Source organism: Acidovorax sp. Leaf191, from assembly GCF_001424425.1.
Lineage (GTDB): Bacteria > Pseudomonadota > Gammaproteobacteria > Burkholderiales > Burkholderiaceae_C > Acidovorax.
Window position 1 is genome coordinate 1 of the sequence record NZ_LMPT01000012.1, and the last position, 18,009, is coordinate 18,009.

Here is an 18,009-nt window from a genome sequence, read left to right on the forward strand (position 1 = left end):
AAAGAAAGTTACTCGCACGCCGGGCGACTCCCGGCCTCCGCCCTCAACAAAGGCATGCTGCCCATCAGCGAGCCTGCGAGCAGCGCCCAGGTTTCGACAAGCTCAACCCGAACGGCCATGGGTCGATGCGCCCAGGTTTCGACAGGCTCAACCCGAACGGACGTGGATCGATGTGCCCAGGCTTCGACAAGCTCAGCCCGAACGGTGGGGTCGATACACGTAGACCAACTCAACCCGGGCGGACATGAGGGCGAGGGCACTCCAAACCCGTAGGGCACCCCGCCTCTGAAGCGCTCTATCCTTTCAGCACAAGCATCCATATTTTTACAAAGCACTTGCTTGCTAAAAATAATCCATTTTGCTATCGTGCAAAACATGGAATCCCCAGCCCGACGCCCCCGCGCATCCGCGCCCGCTGCACCCCTCCCACCAGCCCGCCAACGCAAGGCCGCCACGTCTCAGATCTCCACCGCCGAAGAAGAAAAACAACCACCCCGCCGCCCCCGCGGTCGCCCCCGCAAAACCGCCGAAGAACTCGACGACGGCAACCGCCGCCGCAAGCTCATGGACGGCGCCGCAAAGCTGTTCCGCACCCAGGGCTTTGCCGCCACCAGCACGCGCGACATCGCCGCCGCCGCCGGCATGCACAGCGGCTCGCCCTTCTACCATTTCGAAAGCAAAAGAGCGCTGCTCTACGCCGTGATGAGCGAGGGCATGACCATGGCCACGCAAAGCCAGCAGCAGGCGCTCGGTGCGCTGCCGGCCAAGGCCACGCCACGCGAGCAGCTGCACACACTCATCCGCCACCATTTCGAGATCCTGCTCGGCCCGCGCAGCAGCTTCATCCCGGTGATGCTGTACGAATGGCGCTCGCTCACACCGGCGCAGCGCAAGGGCATTGCGCGCATCAAGGACAGCTACGAGGCCGCGTGGATGCCTGCGCTCGAGGCGCTCGCGCAGCAGGGCGCGCTGCAGGCCGAGCCTGGCGTGGCGCGGCTGTTCATCTTTGGCGCGCTCAACTGGGCGGTGCAGTGGTTCTCGCCCAAGAAGGGCAAATCGCTCGACGCACTCACCGACGAGGCCCTGGCCCTCTTCATCCGCACATAACAGCAAAATAAAAAGGCGCACCCACCATGGCTTCCACGGCCTTCAATGCACCCAGCGGCTACCAGTCGGTGTTCGCGCCAGGCCTGTTCAGCGGCCAGGTGGTCATCGTCACGGGCGGCGGCTCGGGCATTGGCCGCTGCACGGCGCACGAGCTGGCGCGCCTGGGCGCGCACGCAGTGCTGGTCGGGCGCAAGCCCGAGAAGCTGCAGGCCGTAGTCGACGAGATCGCTGCGGATGGTGGCGCAGCGTCCTGGCATGCGTGCGACATCCGCTCCGAAGACGCGGTGGTCGTGCTGGTGCAGCAGGTGCTGGCCGCGCACGGGCGCATCGATGGCCTGGTGAACAACGCGGGCGGGCAGTTCATGTCGCCGCTCGAATCCATCAGCGCCAAGGGCTGGGAGGCGGTGTTGCACACCAACCTCACCGGCGGCTTCCTGGTGGCGCGCGAATGCTACCGGCAGTGGATGGCGCCGAACGGCGGGTCAGTAGTCAACATCGTGGCCGACATGTGGGGCTCCATGCCGGGCATGGGGCACAGCGGTGCGGCGCGCGCGGGCATGGTCAGCTTCACCGAAACTGCTGCGCTCGAATGGGCCTGCAGCGGCGTGCGTGTGAACGCGGTCGCGCCGGGCTACATCGCATCGAGCGGCATGGACAACTACCCGCCCGCCGCCGCGCACACGCTGCGCGCCATGCCGCAGACCGTGCCCCTGGGCCGCTTCGGCAACGAGGCCGAGGTGTCGGCGGCCATCGTCTTCCTGCTCAGCCCGGCCGCCAGCTTCATCAGCGGCAGCACGCTGCGCGTGGACGGCGCGCGGCCGCAGGTGCGCCTGGGCTGGCCGCTGCGCGTGCCCGATGCCGCCACGCAGCAGCGTGCTGCGGTCAAGCCCTATGCGGGCTTTCACCGTGCGCAGGTGCCGCGTGTGTTTGCAGCGTCCGCAGAACCGGCGGGCAGTGCACCCAAGGACTCCGACGAATGACCACCGCCTTCGCTTCGCGCTTCCTCCCCGGCGCACCCGATGCGCAAAAACGCCGCGCGGCCCTGGCGGCGCGCCTCGATGCCCTGCGCGCGCTGCAAGAGCGGGCCGCGGCGGCATCGGCCCGCTCGCTGCCGCAGTTCGACAAACGCGGCCAGCTGCTGCCGCGCCAGCGCGTGGCGCTGCTGCTGGATGCGGGCGCGCCGTGGCTGCCGCTGTGCAACCTGGCGGGCTACCTGCAGGATGTGAAGGACCCCGAAAAGTCCGTGCCCGGCGGCGGGATGATTGCCGGCATCGGGTGGGTCAGCGGTGTGCGCTGCATGGTGGTGGCCAGCGACTCCGGCATCGAGGCGGGGGCGATCCAGCCCATGGGCCTGGAAAAGATTCTGCGCGTGCAGGAGATCGCCCTGCGCGAGCGCCTGCCCTTCGTGCACCTCGTTGAGAGCGCAGGCGCCAACCTCATGCGCTACCGGGTCGAAGGTTTCGTGCACGGGGGCACGCTGTTCCGCAACCTCGCGCGGCTGTCGGCGGCGGGCATACCGGTCATCACCGTGCAGCACGGCTCGGGCACCGCAGGCGGGGCCTACATGCCGGGGCTGTCGGACGTGGTCATCATGGTGCAGGGCCGCTCGCGCGCCTTCCTGGCCGGGCCGCCGCTGCTCATGGCCGCCACGGGCGAGGTCGCGACCGAAGAGGAACTGGGCGGCGCCGAGATGCACACCGCCGTCTCGGGCCTGGGCGAATACCTGGCGCAGGACGACCGCGAGGCCATCGGCGTGGCACGCGACGTGATCGCGCAGCTGGGGTGGACCACCCCCGCGCGGCCCAGCGCTCCCGGCCCCACGCTGCCCGCCGACGACCTGCTGGCCCTGATGCCCGGCGACCTGCGCCAGCCCGTGGACATGCGCGAGGTGATCGCGCGGCTGGTGGATGGGTCTGAGCTGCTCGAGTTCAAGGCCCGCTACGGCATGGCCACGCTCTGCGTGCAGGGCCGCATCGGCGGGCATGCCGTGGGCTTCATCAGCAACAACGGCCCCATCGACGTGGCGGGCGCCAACAAGGCCACGCACTTCATCCAGTGGATGTGCCAGCTGGGCCACCCCATCATCTACCTGCAGAACACCACCGGCTTCATGGTGGGCAAGGACAGCGAGCAGGGCGGCATGATCAAGCACGGCAGCAAGATGATCCAGGCCGTGACCAACGCCACCGTGCCGCAGATCACCATCCAGTGCGGCGCCAGCTTCGGCGCGGGCAACTACGGCATGTGCGGGCGGGGCTATGCGCCGCGCTTTCTGTTCAGCTGGCCCGGGGCCAAGACGGCCGTGATGGGCGGCGAGCAGGCGGCGCGCACGATGCAGATCGTGACCGAGGCGGCGCTGGCGCGCAAAGGCGTCACGCCCGACCCCACTGAATCGCAAGCCCGGTTCGACAAGATCGTTGCCATGTTCGAGGCCCAGGCCGATGCGTTCTACACCAGCGGCCTGCTGCTGGACGACGGCGTGATCGACCCGCGCGACACGCGTGCCGTGCTGGCCTTTTGCCTCGATACCTGCGCCGAGGCACAGTCCCGCACATTGCGGCCCCTGGGCTTTGGCGTGGCGCGGATGTAAGCGACGAGGGTGCAAGCACACAGACACACACCATGGCCGAACCTCTCAAATATTTGCTGAACGACACCGTGCCGCCGCGCATCGCCGCCATGGTGCAGCGCGCCTGGCGCAAGTTCGACACGGCCGCCTTTCTGCGGCAGGTCGAGCCCGGCTACGAGTCGCTGGAGTTGATGGCGCGCGGCCAGCGCATTGCGCAGGCATTGCAGGCGCACCTGCCCCAGGACATACCCCGCGCTCTTGCCGTGCTGGTCGATTCCATGGACCCGCCCATGGGCCTGGACGCCGCCGGCGAGCCCGATGCGGGCGACCGCCCCTACAGCGCGTTCCTGTACCTGCCGCACAGCCTGTACATCGGGTCGCAGGGCCTGGCGCATTTCGAGGCGGCCATGGCCGCGCAGCATGCGCTGACCCAGCGCTTTACCGCCGAGTTCTGCATCCGCCCCTATCTGCTGCACCACCAGCAGGCCACGCTCGCGCGGCTGCGGGACTGGGCGCAAGACGAGAACGCCCACGTGCGCCGCCTGGTGAGCGAAGGCACGCGGCCCCGCCTGCCCTGGGCGCCGCGCCTGCCTGCATTCCAGAAAGACCCGCAGCTGGCCCTGCCGCTGCTCGATGCGCTCAAGGACGACCCATCGTCTTATGTGCGCCGCTCGGTGGCCAACCACCTGGGCGACATCGCCAAGGACCACCCCGACCTGGCCGTGGGCACCGCCCGTACCTGGCTGCAGGGTGCACCCGCCCCGCGCGAAGCCCTGGTGCGCCACGGCCTGCGTTTTCTCATCAAGCGCGGCGACGCTGGCGCGCTCGATGCCCTGGGAGTGGGCCACGCCGTGGCGCTGGATGTGAGGGCCGCCCGCGTGGTGCCCGAGCGCGCGCGCATCGGCGGCAAGGTGCGCATCGAGGCCGAGCTGCACAACCCCACGCCACTGCCGCAGCGCGTGCTGGCCGACCTGAAGGTGCACTACGTCAAGGCCCACGGTGGCGCTGCGCCCAAGGTGTTCAAGCTGCAGACGCTGGACATCCCAGCAGGGGCGACCGTGACCGTGGGCAAGACGCTGTCGCTGCAGCAGATGACCACACGCACCCACTACCCTGGCGCGCACCAGGTGGAGCTGGTGCTCAACGGGCGGCCGCAGCCCCTGGGGCAGTTCGATCTGTCGTGATGTTCGGGGTCGAGGTTCGCAGGCACAACACATAACCGCAGGAGACAGGCACCATGCAGTTCACGCACGAGCACCGCGAGATCCAGAAGACCTTGAAGCGCTTCATCGACGAAGAGATCAACCCCCACGTGGACGAGTGGGAGGCGGCCGAGATCTTCCCCGCGCACGAGGTCTTCAAGAAGATGGGACGGCTGGGCCTGCTGGGCCTGTGCAAGCCCGAGGAATACGGCGGCGCGGGTCTGGACTACTCGTACAGCCTGGCCATGGCTGAGACGCTAGGCCACATCCACTGCGGCGGCGTGCCCATGGCCATTGGCGTGCAGACGGACATGTGCACCCCTGCGCTCGCGCGCTACGGCAGCGAAGAGCTCAAGCGCCAGTTTCTGGCCCCGGCCATCGCGGGCGACATGGTGGGCTGCATCGGCGTGAGCGAGCCGGCGGCGGGCAGCGACGTGTCGGGCATCAAAAGCGTGGCGCGCAAGGATGGTGACGACTACGTGATCACCGGGCAGAAGATGTGGATCACCAACAGCCTGCAGGCCGACTGGATGTGCATGCTGGTGAACACGGGCGACGGCCAGAGCGTGACGGGCGGCAGTCCTCACAAGAACAAGAGCCTGGTCATGGTGCCCCTGCGCGATGGCCCCGGCGGTCGGTTGACCCAGGGCGTCGAGGTGGCGCAGAAGATCCGCAAGATCGGCATGCACAGCAGCGACACCGGGCTCATCTACTTCGACGAGGTGCGCGTACCGCAGCGCTACCGCATCGGCGCGGAAGGCCAGGGCTTCATCTACCAGATGCAGCAGTTCCAGGAAGAGCGCCTGTGGTGCGCCGCCAGCACGCTCGAATCGCTGAACCACTGCATTCAGTGGACCATCGACTACGCACAGGAGCGCAAGCTGTTTGGCAGCACGCTGGCCGACCAGCAGTGGGTGCAATTCAAGCTGGCCGAACTCAAGACCGAGGTCGAGGCGCTGCGCGCACTGACCTACCGCGCCTGCGACCTGTACGTGAACGGGCAGGACGTGCTGGAGCTGGCCAGCATGGCCAAGCTCAAGGCCGGCCGCCTGAACCGCGAGGTGCCCGACACCTGCCTGCAGTTCTGGGGCGGTATGGGCTACACGCTGGAGAACAAGGTCTCGCGCATGTACCGCGACGGGCGGCTGGCGTCCATCGGCGGCGGTGCGGACGAGGTGATGCTGGGCATCCTCGCCAAGCTCATGGGCATCGCCAAGCGGCCTGCGCACTGACATGGCCGATTCGCTGTTGATCGACCGCGCGCCGCTGGCTAGCGGCTGTGTGGAAACCTGGACGCTCAATGACCCGGCCAGCCGCAATGCGCTGTCGGAGGCGATGGTTGATGGTTTGATAGCCGCCTGTGAGCGGGCTGCGGCCGATACCGACCTGCGCGGCGTGGTGTTGCGGGGTGCCGGTGGGCACTTCTGCGCGGGGGGTAGCCTGGGTGGCTTTGCCAAGACCATTGGACAGCCCCTGGCTGCGGGCGAGGCTGACCCGCTGGTGCCGCTGAACCGCCGCTTTGGCACGCTGCTGCAGGCGCTGTGTGCGTTGCCGCAGTGGTTCATCGTGGTGGTGGAGGGCGCCGCGATGGGCGGCGGCTTTGGGCTTGTGTGCTGTGCCGACCGCGTGCTGGCACACAGCGGCGCGCAGTTCGCCACGCCCGAGGTCACGCTGGGCATCGTGCCTGCGCAGATCGCACCGTTTGTGGTGCGGCGCCTGGGCCCAGCGGCAGCGCGGGGGTGTTTGTTGACAGGCGTGCGCTGGGATGCCGCGACGGCTCAACGTGCGGGGCTGGTGGATGAGGTGGTCGCTGGTGGCATGGAGGCCGCTGTGCAAGCTGCCATCGCACGCCACGCCGCCGCAGCGCCGCAGGCCGTGGCCGCCACCAAACGTTTGTTGCTGGCCCAGCCCGAGACGCCATTGCTCGCGCTGCTGGATGACGCGGCCTTGGCTTTTGCGCAAGCGCTGCGTGGGCCTGAGGCACCGCAAGGGCTGACTGCATTTGCCGCGCGCAAGACGCCGCCTTGGAGTGCGAAGCCATGAAAAAGATACTCATCGCCAATCGCGGCGTTCATGCCGCAGGCATGGCGAAGCAAATTGCCCGCGCACGCGAAGCGTGCAGGCGGGCGATGGAGCCGCGAGGGCACAGCTTATGAAAAAGATACTGATCGCCAATCGCGGCGAAATCGCCCGCCGCATCATCCACACCGCCCACCGCATGGGCATCGCAACGGTGGCCGTCTACTCCGACCCCGACGCCAACGCCCTGCATGTGCGGGAGGCCACGCAGGCCATTGCGCTGGGCGGCGCATCCAGTGCCGACACCTACCTGCGCACCGACAAGCTGCTGACCGCGGCGCGTGCCACCGGCGCCGATGCGGTGCACCCCGGCTACGGCTTCCTCAGCGAGAACGCCGACTTCGCCCAGGCCGTGGTCGATGCCGGCCTGACCTGGATCGGCCCGCCCCCCGCGGCCATCCGCGCGCTGGGCAGCAAGGCCGGTGCCAAGGCGCTGGCGGCGGTGCATGGGGTGCCGTGCCTGCCGGGCTACGCGGGGGACGACCAGAGCGATGAACGTTTTGCGCAAGAGGCCGCGCGCATCGGCTACCCCGCCATGGTCAAGGCCGTGGCGGGTGGGGGAGGGCGCGGCATGCGGCTGGTCACCGATGCAGCGCAACTGCCTGCCGCACTGGCCAGCGCCCGGTCCGAAGCGCTGGCGGGCTTTGGCTGTGGCGACCTGCTGATCGAGCGTGCGCTGCTGCAGCCCCGCCATGTGGAGGTGCAAGTTTTTGCCGATGCCCACGGCGCGTGCATCCATCTGGGCGAGCGCGATTGCTCGGTGCAGCGCCGCCACCAGAAGCTCATCGAAGAGTCCCCCAGCCCGGCGGTAGGCGCCGCGCTGCGCGAGCGCATGGGCGCCTGCGCCGTGGCCCTGGCGCAGGCTGCCGGCTATGTGGGCGCGGGCACGGTGGAGTTCTTGCTGGATGGCAACGGTGTGGGTGACGCCGCAACGTCCCAAGCTGCGAAAGACTCACGCCCCGTAACAGCCGCCGGGGCTCTTTCGCCGAAGAGCGCAGGGGCGCCATTCTTCTTGATGGAGATGAACACCCGCCTGCAGGTGGAGCACCCGGTGACCGAAGCCCTCACCGGCCTGGACCTGGTGGAGTGGCAGATCCGCATCGCGTGCGGCGAGCCGCTGCCCATCACGCAGTCGCAGGTCGATCTGCAAGGCCACGCCATCGAGGTGCGCCTGTGTGCCGAAGACGCGCACTTTCGGCCGCACACCGGCAGCGTGCTGCACTTCAGCGCGCCCGCGGCCACGGCCTTTGAACGCGCTGCGCAGGGTGCGTTGCGTTTTGACCATGCGCTGGAGGAGGGCGCCGAGGTCTCGCCCCACTACGACGCCATGCTGGGCAAGCTCATCGTGCACGCGCCCACGCGGGCCGAGGCCATCGACGCGCTGGTGCGCGCGCTCAACGCCACCCGCGTGCTGGGCCTGCCCACCAACCGCGCATTCCTGGCGGCGTGCCTGCAGCACCCGGCGTTCCGGGGCGGGCAGGCGCTGGTGCCGTTTCTGGCAGAGCATGCAGCGGGTCTGCAGGATCTGCTATTAAAAGAGGAGCTGTTGGCGCTGGTCCCTTGCGCGGTAGCGGCCATTTTTGCTTCAAATTCACCCACACCAGCCTCCGCCAGCCTGCCGTGCTCATTGGCGCGCCCGCTGCGTCTGCGCCACCAGGGCACAGTGCTGCCGCTGTCGGTGCGCGAGCTGGGGGCCGGGCGGCTGCATGTGGAGCGCGCCCAGCCTGCCAGCGCCTCGCCAGGGTCGATGGAAACCATCACGACCACCACCACGGTGCAACTGACCCCGCAGCCCGGCGGTGCGGTGCGTGCCACCGGCCAGGGCGGCGATGCGCCGGTGGCCGACCACACGGTGCACGCCGTGCCCGTGGGCCGGCTGCGCTGGCACTGGCATACCGGTGGCGTGGACGGCTGGGTCGAAGACGCGTCGTGGGAGCCGGCAGCCCGCGCGGGCGCCGCCGGTGGCGCCGCCGAGCTGCGCGCGCCCTTCAACGGCAAGGTGGTCGCGCTGCCCGTGGCCGCGGGCCAGGCGCTGGCGGCGGGCGATACCGTGGTGGTCATCGAGTCCATGAAGCTCGAACACAGCCTGGCCTGCCCCGTGGCCGCCACCGTGGCCGAGTTGCTGGTCGCGCCGGGCCAGCAGGTGGCACCCGGCCAGGTGCTGGTGCGCTTTGCTCCCGCCCTGCCAGGAGGTCCCGCATGACAGCCCCGACGCACACGACGTCGGAGAGCGACGAAGACCGCAACGCACTCACCGACACCGTCACCCGTTTTGCCCGCACCGAGATCGCCCCGCACGTGGGCGCCTGGGACGCGGCCGGTGAATTCCCTCGCAGCCTGTACCGCCGCGCAGCGGACCTGGGCTTGCTGGGCCTGGGCTACCCCGAGCAGTACGGCGGCACGCCCGCCAGCTACGCCTTGCGCCTGCCGCTGTGGCGCGCGCTCAGCCGCCACGGTGCCAGCGGCGGCGTGCTGGCCAGCCTGCTGTCGCACAACATCGGCCTGCCGCCCGTGCTGGCCCACGGCAGCGACGCGGTGCGCGCCGAGGTCATCCCGCCCGTGCTGGCGGGCGAGCAGATCGCCGCGCTGGCGATCACCGAGCCCGGTGGCGGGTCGGACGTGGCACAGCTCAGGACCACCGCGCGGCGCGAGGGGGATGACTACGTCGTCGATGGCGAGAAGGTGTTCATCACGTCGGGCATGCGTGCGGACTGGATCACCGTGGCCGTGCGCACCGGGGAGTCCGGCAGAGACCATGAGCCCCCACGCTCCCCTGCTTTGCAGGGGTCGCTGCCCCCCGAGGGGGCGCTTGCCGCCTTGGGGCGGCCCGGCGGCGGCAAGGGCAGCGCGGGCATCTCCATGCTGCTCATCCCCGGCCACAGCGCGGGCCTTTCGCGCACGCGCCTGGACAAGATGGGCTGGCTCTGCTCCGACACCGCGCACCTGCGCCTTGACAACGTGCGCGTGCCGGCGCGCTACCTGCTGGGCGAAGAGGGTGCGGGTTTTCGGATCATCATGTCCAACTTCAACGGCGAGCGCTTCGGCTTGGCCGTGTCGGCCCTGGGCTTTGCCGAGGCCTGCTACGACGAAGCGCTGGCCTGGGCCCGCCAGCGCAAGACCTTCGGTGCCGCGCTGGTCGAGCACCAGGTCATCCGCCACAAGCTGGTGGACATGCAGATGCGCATCCAGTCCACGGCCGCATGGTGCGAGTCCGTGGCTGCGCAGGCCGATGCGGGCCACACCGGTACCGAGTGGGTGGCGAACGTGTGCCTGCTCAAGAACCACGCCACCCAGACCCTGCAGTTCTGCGCCGACCAGGCCGTGCAGATCCTGGGCGGCATGGGCTTCATGCGCGGCACCGTCAGCGAACGCATCTACCGCGAGGTCAAGGTCATGATGATCGGTGGCGGTGCGGAAGAAATCATGAAAGACCTGGCTGCCAAGCAGTTGGGTATTTGAATGGAAGCGTTGCCCGTGACCAAACGCCCACGCTTGTTCCCACCGTTCGGGCTGAGCCTGTCGAAGCCAGGTCTCCGCTGCCCCAGACCGTTCAGGCTGAGCTTGTCGAAGCCATGGCACGCCCACCATCAACCGTTCGGGCTGAGCCTGTCGAAGCCAGGGCACCCGCCTTCGACAGGCTCAGCCCGAACGGTCGGGGTGTTGCGAAGCAAGAGCAGTAACGCCATTCGGAGACGCACATGACCAGTCATGCAACCAGCCACAAAGCCATCATCACCTGCGCCATCACCGGCGTGCTGACCGACCCCGGCCAGCACCACGTGCCCGTCACGCCCGAGCAATTGGCGAAGGAAGCCCGCCGCGCCTGCGACGCAGGCGCCGCCGTGGTCCACGTGCACTTTCGCAACCAGGAGCCCGGCAAGGGCCACCTGCCCAGCTGGGACCCGCAGGTCGCGCGCGACTGCGTGCAGGCCATGCGCGAGGCCTGCCCCGGTTTGATCATCAACCAGACCACCGGCGTGGTCGGCCCCCACTACCAGGGCCCGCTGGATTGCCTGCGCGCCACCCGCCCCGAGATGGCCGCGTGCAACGCCGGCTCGCTCAACTACCTGAAGGTGCGCAGCAACGGCACCTGGGCCTGGCCGCCCATGCTGTTCGACAACCAGCCCGCCAAGGTCAAGGACTTCATCGACGTGATGCTGGAAACCGGCACGTTGCCCGAGTTCGAATGCTTCGACGTGGGCATCGTGCGCTGCGTGGAGATGTATGTGCAGACCGGCATGTACACCGCGCGGCTGCCCGAATACAACTTCGTGATGGGTGTCGAGTCCGGCATGCCCGCGGACCCGGACCTGCTGCCCATCTTGCTCAAGCTCAAGATCAAGGACGCCCCCTGGCAGGCCACCGTCATCGGCCGCAGCGAGATCTGGCCCGTGCACCAGCGCGTGGCCGAGCTGGGCGGGCATTTGCGCACGGGGCTGGAGGATACGTTCTATCTGCCGGATGGGACCAAGGCGGATTCGAACGGGCCGTTGATCGATAAGCTGGCGCAGTACGCGCGCAATGCGGGGCGGGAAGTGGCGTCGCCGCAGGAGGCGCGGGGCATGTTGGGGTTGGCTGGCGCATAGCGTAGGCCACGCATTGCCCGCCTGTTGCGCGGCTTTGGCAGGCAGTTTGCGTACTTGCGCCTCCCCCACGGCGTTGGAGTAAGTCTTGTGCTCCGTGGGTCTGTTGCAATTTTCTATGATGGCTTACCTGCTTTTACAGGGTAGAGTGCCGGCGCCATCCCTCCCGGCGGCCTGCCGCAGGCCTTGTGCAGGCATGCCCGACAGGCAACCCCCCATGAGCTTTCATTCTTCCAACAACGAAGGACTATCGATGTTGCGCCCCTGGTATTGCGCCCCATTTTTCGCTGACCCTCTCGGTGCACGCAGTGCATTGCGGCGCCTGGCGGCTGCAATGCTGCTGGTGGCCGCATTGCCGGCGGCGCAGGCGCAGACGATTACGGCAGGCGCGCTCGCGGCCGCAGCGATACCCGTCGACCACCCTGGCGCCTTGCTGCTGCTGGCGGTGGCCATGGTGGCCTGCATGGGCTGGATGGTGCGCACGAAAGGCCTCGTGTCCTCCGCCACCTTGCGCAGCCTGGCCCTGGGAGCCGTGGCCACGGTGCTGGGCGCCTTGGTGGTGTGGGGTGACGCTGTGCAGGCCCAGTTGCAGGAGCTGCAGGCTGCGTTCCACCAGGCGGGTGGAGAAACGCTCACGATTCCCGTGCAGTCCACGGGCACCACACCCGGTGGCGATCCTTCGGGATTCCTGCCGGTGGTCTACACCAACGGGACAGCGTCCGGCTTGCGCATCACCAGCATCACGCAGCCGACCTGGAGCACCTGCTTTCCGCTGGGCATTCCGTCGCCCCTGCCAGTGACCCCGGCCCGCCCGGGCACCGTCTGTGCCGTTGGCACTGCACTGCCTGCAGGCGGCGCGTGCTGGGTCGATGTGGCGGCACTGTGCGCTGCTGCGGCCACCGCGGCGCAGGGCCATCAGTCCAGCACCTTGCTGGCCGATACCGTGTCGGCGGTGGCGGCAGCGCAGGCCACGGGCAATGTGCTGCTCAATGACCTGGACCCTGATGGCCCGCTGGTGCTGGCCAGCTTCACTTACCAGGGCACGCGGTACGCGGCCGGCACGCCGGCCACGGCGGCAGGGCTGGGCACGTTGACCATGCAGAGCAACGGCGACTACACCTTTGTGGCGGCCTCGCCGTTCACTGGCGCCAGTCCGCTGGTAGTGACCTACACCGTGCACACAGGCGCATCGAGCACGCTCAGCATCACCGTGAACCGTGCGCCCGTGGCGGTGAACGACGCAGTCTCCACCAATGCAAACACCCCTGTGACCGTCTCTGTGCGCGGCAACGACACCGATGCCGACGGTGACCCCCTCACGGTTGCCAGTGTGACGCCGGGCGCTCACGGCTCGGTGGTGATCGATGCCGTCACGAACAACCCCATCTACACACCCAACGCAGGGTTTGCCGGCAGTGACAGCTTCACCTACACCATCAGCGACGGCAAGGGCGCCACATCCACCGCAACCGTCACGGTCACGGTCAATGCGCCGGCCAATGGCGCGCCCGTCGCCAACAACGATGTGGCGACAGTGGATGAAGACAGCTCTGTAGTCATTGCCGTGCGCGGCAACGACACGGACCCCGATGGCGATTCGCTCACGGTTGTTGGCGTGACTCAGGGCGCCAATGGCTCGGTGGTGATCGATGCCGTTACAGGCAACCCCATCTACACCCCCAACGCCGGGTTTACCGGTACGGACACCTTCACCTACACCGTCGACGATGGGCATGGCCACACGGCGACCGGCACCGTCACGGTGACTGTGAATCCCACCGTGAATCAGGCGCCGGTCGCTGCCAACGACACGGCCCTCACGCGCATGGACACGGCCATTTCCATTCCCGTGTCCACGTTGCTGGCCAACGACACCGATGCCAATGGAGACGTGCTGACCCTGGTGTCGGTACAGGCGGCAGTGAACGGCACGGTCAGCCGCATCGGCAACAATGTCATCTTTACGCCAGCCAGCGGCTTCGAAGGTGCCGCCAGCTTCACCTACACCATAGAGGATCCCTCCCGCGCCAGCAGCACGGCCACGGTCAATGTGACCGTCGGCTCGGCCACCACGCCTTCGTTGGTGGTTTTGAAGTCCCTGGTGGTCAATGCGCACGGCACTGGTGGAACCAGCGCCAGGTTCCCTATCACCACAATACTGGTGGACACGGATGGCTCCGAGAGCCTGTCGATCAGGGTGAGCAACGTGCCCACGGGTGTCTCGTTCAATGCGGGCGCCAACCTGGGTGGCGGCGTGTGGCAGCTTGCCGAGGCGGACCTGCCCAACCTGATGCTGAATCTTCCTGGCAGCTACACGACCAACGCAACCCACCTGACCGTACAGGTCACATCCACGGAAACCAACGGTGGCGTCACTGCGAGCGTGAGCAGTGTGGTGACGCTCAAGGCGGCCTACACAACGGTGGACATCACCACGACAGCGAGTGGCAGCTACACCGGCAGCTCTGCCAACGAATTCATCCAAGGTGGAAATGGCGACAACACCATCAATGCCGCCAATGGCAACAACATCGTCCACGGTGGTGACGGTGATGACAGCCTCTCTGCCGGGGGCGGGTCCGACATGCTCTACGGCGGCAGCGGCAACGACACCATCAACGCCGGCAGCGGTGCCGACGTGATCTCGGGCGGTCCCGGCAACGACACCTTGATCGGCGGCGATGCCGGTGAAAACTTCGTGGACGTGTTTGTCTGGAGCCTGGGCGACCAGGGCGCTGCCGGAACTCCTGCGGTGGACACCATCCAGAACTTCGAAACGGCGGCAGCGGGCAGCAATACCGCGGGGGGCGACGTGCTGGACCTGCGCGACCTGCTGCAGGGGGAACACGTGGGTCCATCCAACGGCGCGGGCAACTTGGCGGACTATGTGCACTTCGAGATCTCGGGGGGCAACACCATCATCCACATCAGCCACACGGGTGGGTTTGCTGCGGATTCCCACTTCGTGGGGGCGGCCTATACCAGCGCCACCGAAGCCCAGCAGATCGTTCTTTCGGGGGTCGACTTGCAGTCTCTCTACTCCGTCGCCACCACCGACCAGCAGATCATTACCCGGCTGCTGGACAACAACAAACTCATCGTGGATTGATGGCGGCGAGCTGGCCGGGCCCGTATCTGCCGGACACGGCATCCGCCCGGCTCCGATACAGCCACGGGTGGTGGTCGGCGGGGCTGCGGGTCCTTCGGCCCCGGAAGCAGCCTGGCATCTGGACCTGCAGCCCAAGCGGCGGGCGTTGGCTGGCCCAGCTTCCATCTTTTCAGGCCTCTGCCGCTGGTTTGCAAAGGAATCAATGCTATTGATTGGATAGTATTCGGTTTGCTGCGATGCCTTGGATATTCAGGGCAAGCCTCAGCACACCACCATCCCCATCACCGTCACCGTCTGCCCCGGCCAGCCAGGGGCGGCCAGCCAAAAAAGCCAGGCAGCCACCACCATGTTGACCACCGCCCAGGCCATCGCGTTTCTTCTCACCGCCGTCATGCTCACAGCCACGCCCGGTCCCGACAACCTCATGGTGCTCAGCGTCGGCATGTCCAAAGGCCGCCGCGCTGGCATCGTGTTTGGCCTGGGTTGCGCATTGGGTTGCCTCAGCCATACCGTGCTGGCCGTCATTGGCGTAGGCGCTATCCTGGCCGCATCGCCAGTGGCCTTCACGGCGCTCAAGTGGGCGGGTGGTGCCTACCTGATCTGGCTTGGCACCCAGGCCCTGCGCCATGCAGGCGCTGTGCGCATCGAAGGCGCCCATGGCAGCTCCAGCAGCCAAACCGCTGCTGAATCGCTCGGCCGCACCTTCTCCAAGGGCCTGATAGCCAACGCCATCAACCCCAAGGTCGTGCTGTTCTTCCTGTCGTTTCTGCCGCAGTTCGTGGATGCATCGCGCGGCGGCATGGAGCTGCAGCTGGGCTTGCTGGGGCTGCTGTTCACGGCCCAGGCGGCGGTGCTGTTCGGGTTGCTGGGCTACTTCTCAGGCAGGGTCGGTGGGTGGATCCACCGCAAGCCGCGGGTGGGTGTATGGCTGGACCGGCTGGCAGGCACGGTGTTCATTGCGCTGGGGTTGCGGATGGTGGCGCGGTAAGCTCCATGGCGGCGGACGCTTCACGCTGAAAGACGTGGTGCTTCTCGCACTGCGCAGCGCAGAGCAGCGCAGAGCTGTGGTGGGTGTTCTCCACAATACCGAACCAGCGGATAGTGCAGTTGGTCGGTGATGCGCTTGGTGTGCCAGAAGCGAGTGCCTTCAGCTATCCGGTTCGACTGAAACACGGTCGATCAATAGGTGGGCTGAAAGTCTCGAAGGGCATCTCGGGCTTTTGCTTCCACAACGAACCCCGCCCCGTACGTCGCCGCCAGTTCATCCGCCCGCTTCAGGAACGCCTCCATTCCCGTGCCGTAAACGAACTGCATCGCACCCCCCGTCCACGCCGGAAACCCGATCCCAAAGATCGACCCGATGTTCGCGTCATGCACGCTGGTCAGCACCCCCTCGGCCAGGCAGCGCGCGGTCTCGATGGCCTGGCGGTAGAGCAGCCGGTCCTGGATCTCCTGCACGCTCCATGCCACGCCGGACTTTTCGAACAGAGGTTTCAGCTCCGGCCACAGGTGCTTCTTGCCGCCTGCGGGGTAGTCGTAAAAACCGCCGCCACCCGCGCGGCCAGGGCGCTTCAACTCTTTGACCATGCGCTCCACCAGCAGCTCGCCGGGCGTGGCGGTGTAGGTCTTGCCTTCCGCCGCGTAGTCGGCGCGCGTCTGGTCCAGCACGTGCACGCTCAAGGTCAGCGCGGTCTCGTCCAGCACGGCCAGCGGGCCCACGGGCAGGCCGGCCTGCAGGGCGGCGTTTTCAATCGCGGCGGCGGGGATGCCTTCACCCAGCATGGCGGCGCCTTCCATCACGTAGGTGCCGAAGGTGCGGCTGGTGTAGAAGCCGCGCGCGTCGTTGACCACGATGGGCACCTTGCCCAGGGCCTGCACATAGTCGAACGCGCGGGCCACGGTCTCGTCGTCCGTCTGTTTGCCGCGGATGATCTCCACCAGCTTCATCTTGTCCACGGGGCTGAAGAAGTGGATGCCGACAAACTTCTCGGGCCGGCTGCTGGCCGTGGCCAGGCCGCTGATGGGCAGGGTGGAGGTGTTGCTGGCAAAGAATCCGCCGGGTGCCAGCCGCGGCTCGGCCTCGCGCGTGACCCGGGCCTTGAGGTCGCGGCTTTCGAACACGGCTTCGATGATGAGGTCGCAACCCGCCAGGTCGGCTGCGCTGGCGGTGGGCGTGATGCGCGATAGCAGCGCCTGCTGCGCCTCGGCCGTCATGCGGCCCTTGTCCACGCGGGCTTGTGCGAGCTTGGTGCTGTAGGCCTTGCCGGCCTCGGCCTTTTCCGCGCTCACGTCCTTGAGCACGGTGGCGATGCCCCGGCTGGCCTGGGCCCAGGCGATGCCGGCGCCCATCATGCCGGCGCCCAGGATGCCGACCTTTTGTGGCTTGTAGCGTGGGACCGAGCCCGGGCGTGACTTGCCGCTCTTGATCGCGTTCATGTCGAAGAAGAACGTGTTGATCATGTTGCGCGCCACGGGGCCTGTCATCAGGCGGGCGAGGTAGCGGCTTTCGATGCGCAGGGCGGTGTCGTAGTCCACCATCGCGCCTTCGACCATGGCGGCGAGGGCCGCCTCGGGCGCAGGGTAGCGGCCGCGCGTGGTCTTCTTGAGCATGGCGGGCGCCACCGTCAGGGCGCTGGCGATCTTGGGGTTGGCGGGTGTGCCGCCGGGCATCTTGTAATTCTTGTCGTCCCACGGCTGCACTGCGTGCGGGTGGGTGGCGATGTGGGCCAGGGCGGCGGGCAGCAGTTGCTCGCGCGTGGCCACCACCTCGTGCACCAGTTGCAGGTCCAGCGCCTCGGCAGGGTTGAAGAGCTTGCCTTCCAGCACGTAGGGCTGCGCGCCCATCAGGCCCAGCAGGCGCGTCATCTTGGTCACGCCGGTGGCGCCGGGCATCAGGCCCAGCGTGACCTCGGGCAGGCCGAACTGGATCTTGGGGTCGGCCACGGCGATGCGGTAGTGGGCGACCAGGGCCACCTCCCACCCACCGCCCAGCGCCGCGCCGTTGAGGCAGGCCACCACGGGGATGCCCAGTGTTTCGAGCGTGCGGAAGTGCGCCTTCATGCGCTCGATCTCGCCGAACGCGGCAGGCGCGTCGGCGGGTGTCAGGCGCATCGTGGCCTTGAGGTCGGCGCCCGCAAAGAAGCTGGTCTTGGCGGATGCAAGGACGATGCCTTGGAGCGCGGCGCCCAGGCGCTCGCGGTCTGCCACCACCTGGGCGGTGACCTCGCCCAGCTCTTGCTGCCACTGGCGGCACATGGTGTTGACGGGGGAGTTGGCTTCGTCAAAGGTGATGACGGCGACCTGGCCTTCGGTGCCCTGGGCGGGGATGAGTTCGTAGCGGATGGTTTGCATGATGTTCTT

The 18,009-nt window shown here is 67.7% G+C and carries 12 protein-coding genes; 11 read left to right on the forward strand and 1 reads right to left on the reverse strand.

Features of this window, described 5'->3' with window-relative positions; translation table 11 throughout:
• Positions 1-375: 375 nt before the first annotated feature.
• From ASG27_RS08625 to ASG27_RS08675, 11 genes are all read left to right on the forward strand, one after another.
• Positions 376-1,107, forward strand: a complete 732-nt coding sequence (locus ASG27_RS08625; RefSeq protein WP_056416654.1) for a TetR/AcrR family transcriptional regulator — start codon at positions 376-378, stop codon at positions 1,105-1,107.
• 26 nt (positions 1,108-1,133) lie between these two features.
• Complete coding sequence (locus ASG27_RS08630; RefSeq protein WP_056416652.1) at positions 1,134-2,087, forward strand: SDR family oxidoreductase; 954 nt, start codon at positions 1,134-1,136, stop codon at positions 2,085-2,087.
• The gene (locus tag ASG27_RS08635; RefSeq protein WP_056416650.1) at positions 2,084-3,697 is read left to right on the forward strand and encodes an acyl-CoA carboxylase subunit beta; all 1,614 of its coding nucleotides are present in this window, start codon (positions 2,084-2,086) and stop codon (positions 3,695-3,697) included. Before ASG27_RS08630 ends, ASG27_RS08635 begins: the two co-directional genes overlap by 4 nt.
• 32 nt (positions 3,698-3,729) lie before the next feature.
• Positions 3,730-4,860: a DNA alkylation repair protein gene (locus ASG27_RS08640; RefSeq protein ID WP_056416646.1), complete on the forward strand. Its 1,131-nt coding sequence runs from the start codon at positions 3,730-3,732 to the stop codon at positions 4,858-4,860.
• 53 nt (positions 4,861-4,913) lie between these two features.
• On the forward strand, positions 4,914-6,110 hold the full coding sequence (locus ASG27_RS08645; protein WP_056416643.1) for an acyl-CoA dehydrogenase family protein: 1,197 nt from the start codon (positions 4,914-4,916) through the stop codon (positions 6,108-6,110).
• 1 nt (position 6,111) lies between these two features.
• Positions 6,112-6,921, forward strand: coding sequence for an enoyl-CoA hydratase/isomerase family protein (locus ASG27_RS08650; RefSeq protein WP_056416640.1), 810 nt, complete (start codon positions 6,112-6,114; stop codon positions 6,919-6,921).
• Positions 6,922-7,030: 109 nt separating this feature from the next.
• Positions 7,031-9,160 carry an acetyl/propionyl/methylcrotonyl-CoA carboxylase subunit alpha gene (locus ASG27_RS08655; RefSeq protein WP_056416637.1) on the forward strand — a complete coding sequence of 710 codons (2,130 nt, stop codon included), beginning with the start codon at positions 7,031-7,033 and terminating at the stop codon, positions 9,158-9,160.
• A complete protein-coding gene (locus ASG27_RS08660) occupies positions 9,157-10,416 on the forward strand; it encodes an acyl-CoA dehydrogenase family protein (protein WP_056416634.1) in 1,260 nt (419 codons plus the stop codon). Before ASG27_RS08655 ends, ASG27_RS08660 begins: the two co-directional genes overlap by 4 nt.
• A gap of 239 nt (positions 10,417-10,655) precedes the next feature.
• Complete coding sequence (locus tag ASG27_RS08665) at positions 10,656-11,543, forward strand: 3-keto-5-aminohexanoate cleavage protein (protein WP_056416632.1); 888 nt, start codon at positions 10,656-10,658, stop codon at positions 11,541-11,543.
• Between the two features lie 250 nt (positions 11,544-11,793).
• Positions 11,794-14,649: a midcut-by-XrtH protein gene (locus ASG27_RS08670; protein ID WP_056416628.1), complete on the forward strand. Its 2,856-nt coding sequence runs from the start codon at positions 11,794-11,796 to the stop codon at positions 14,647-14,649.
• A 346-nt stretch (positions 14,650-14,995) separates the two neighbouring features.
• Positions 14,996-15,637 (forward strand): LysE family translocator, encoded by a 642-nt coding sequence (locus ASG27_RS08675; RefSeq protein ID WP_056416660.1) that lies wholly within the window; start codon positions 14,996-14,998, stop codon positions 15,635-15,637.
• A 191-nt stretch (positions 15,638-15,828) separates the two neighbouring features.
• Here the strand turns inward: ASG27_RS08675 and ASG27_RS08680 are convergent, their stop codons facing one another.
• Positions 15,829-18,000, reverse strand: a complete 2,172-nt coding sequence (locus tag ASG27_RS08680) for a 3-hydroxyacyl-CoA dehydrogenase NAD-binding domain-containing protein (RefSeq protein ID WP_056416625.1) — start codon at positions 17,998-18,000, stop codon at positions 15,829-15,831.
• Positions 18,001-18,009: the final 9 nt, after the last annotated feature.

Excerpts from the sequence above, each read along its gene's own strand:
- ASG27_RS08675 (WP_056416660.1), top strand. The coding sequence starts at position 14,996 with ATGTTGACCACCGCCCAGGCCATCGCGTTTCTTCTCACCGCCGTCATG.
- ASG27_RS08670 (WP_056416628.1), top strand. The coding sequence starts at position 11,794 with ATGTTGCGCCCCTGGTATTGCGCCCCATTTTTCGCTGACCCTCTCGGT.
- ASG27_RS08640 (WP_056416646.1), top strand. The coding sequence starts at position 3,730 with ATGGCCGAACCTCTCAAATATTTGCTGAACGACACCGTGCCGCCGCGC.
- ASG27_RS08680 (WP_056416625.1), bottom strand. The coding sequence starts at position 18,000 with ATGCAAACCATCCGCTACGAACTCATCCCCGCCCAGGGCACCGAAGGC.
- ASG27_RS08665 (WP_056416632.1), top strand. The coding sequence starts at position 10,656 with ATGACCAGTCATGCAACCAGCCACAAAGCCATCATCACCTGCGCCATC.
- ASG27_RS08645 (WP_056416643.1), top strand. The coding sequence starts at position 4,914 with ATGCAGTTCACGCACGAGCACCGCGAGATCCAGAAGACCTTGAAGCGC.
- ASG27_RS08650 (WP_056416640.1), top strand. The coding sequence starts at position 6,112 with ATGGCCGATTCGCTGTTGATCGACCGCGCGCCGCTGGCTAGCGGCTGT.
- ASG27_RS08660 (WP_056416634.1), top strand. The coding sequence starts at position 9,157 with ATGACAGCCCCGACGCACACGACGTCGGAGAGCGACGAAGACCGCAAC.
- ASG27_RS08630 (WP_056416652.1), top strand. The coding sequence starts at position 1,134 with ATGGCTTCCACGGCCTTCAATGCACCCAGCGGCTACCAGTCGGTGTTC.
- ASG27_RS08625 (WP_056416654.1), top strand. The coding sequence starts at position 376 with ATGGAATCCCCAGCCCGACGCCCCCGCGCATCCGCGCCCGCTGCACCC.
- ASG27_RS08635 (WP_056416650.1), top strand. The coding sequence starts at position 2,084 with ATGACCACCGCCTTCGCTTCGCGCTTCCTCCCCGGCGCACCCGATGCG.
- ASG27_RS08655 (WP_056416637.1), top strand. The coding sequence starts at position 7,031 with ATGAAAAAGATACTGATCGCCAATCGCGGCGAAATCGCCCGCCGCATC.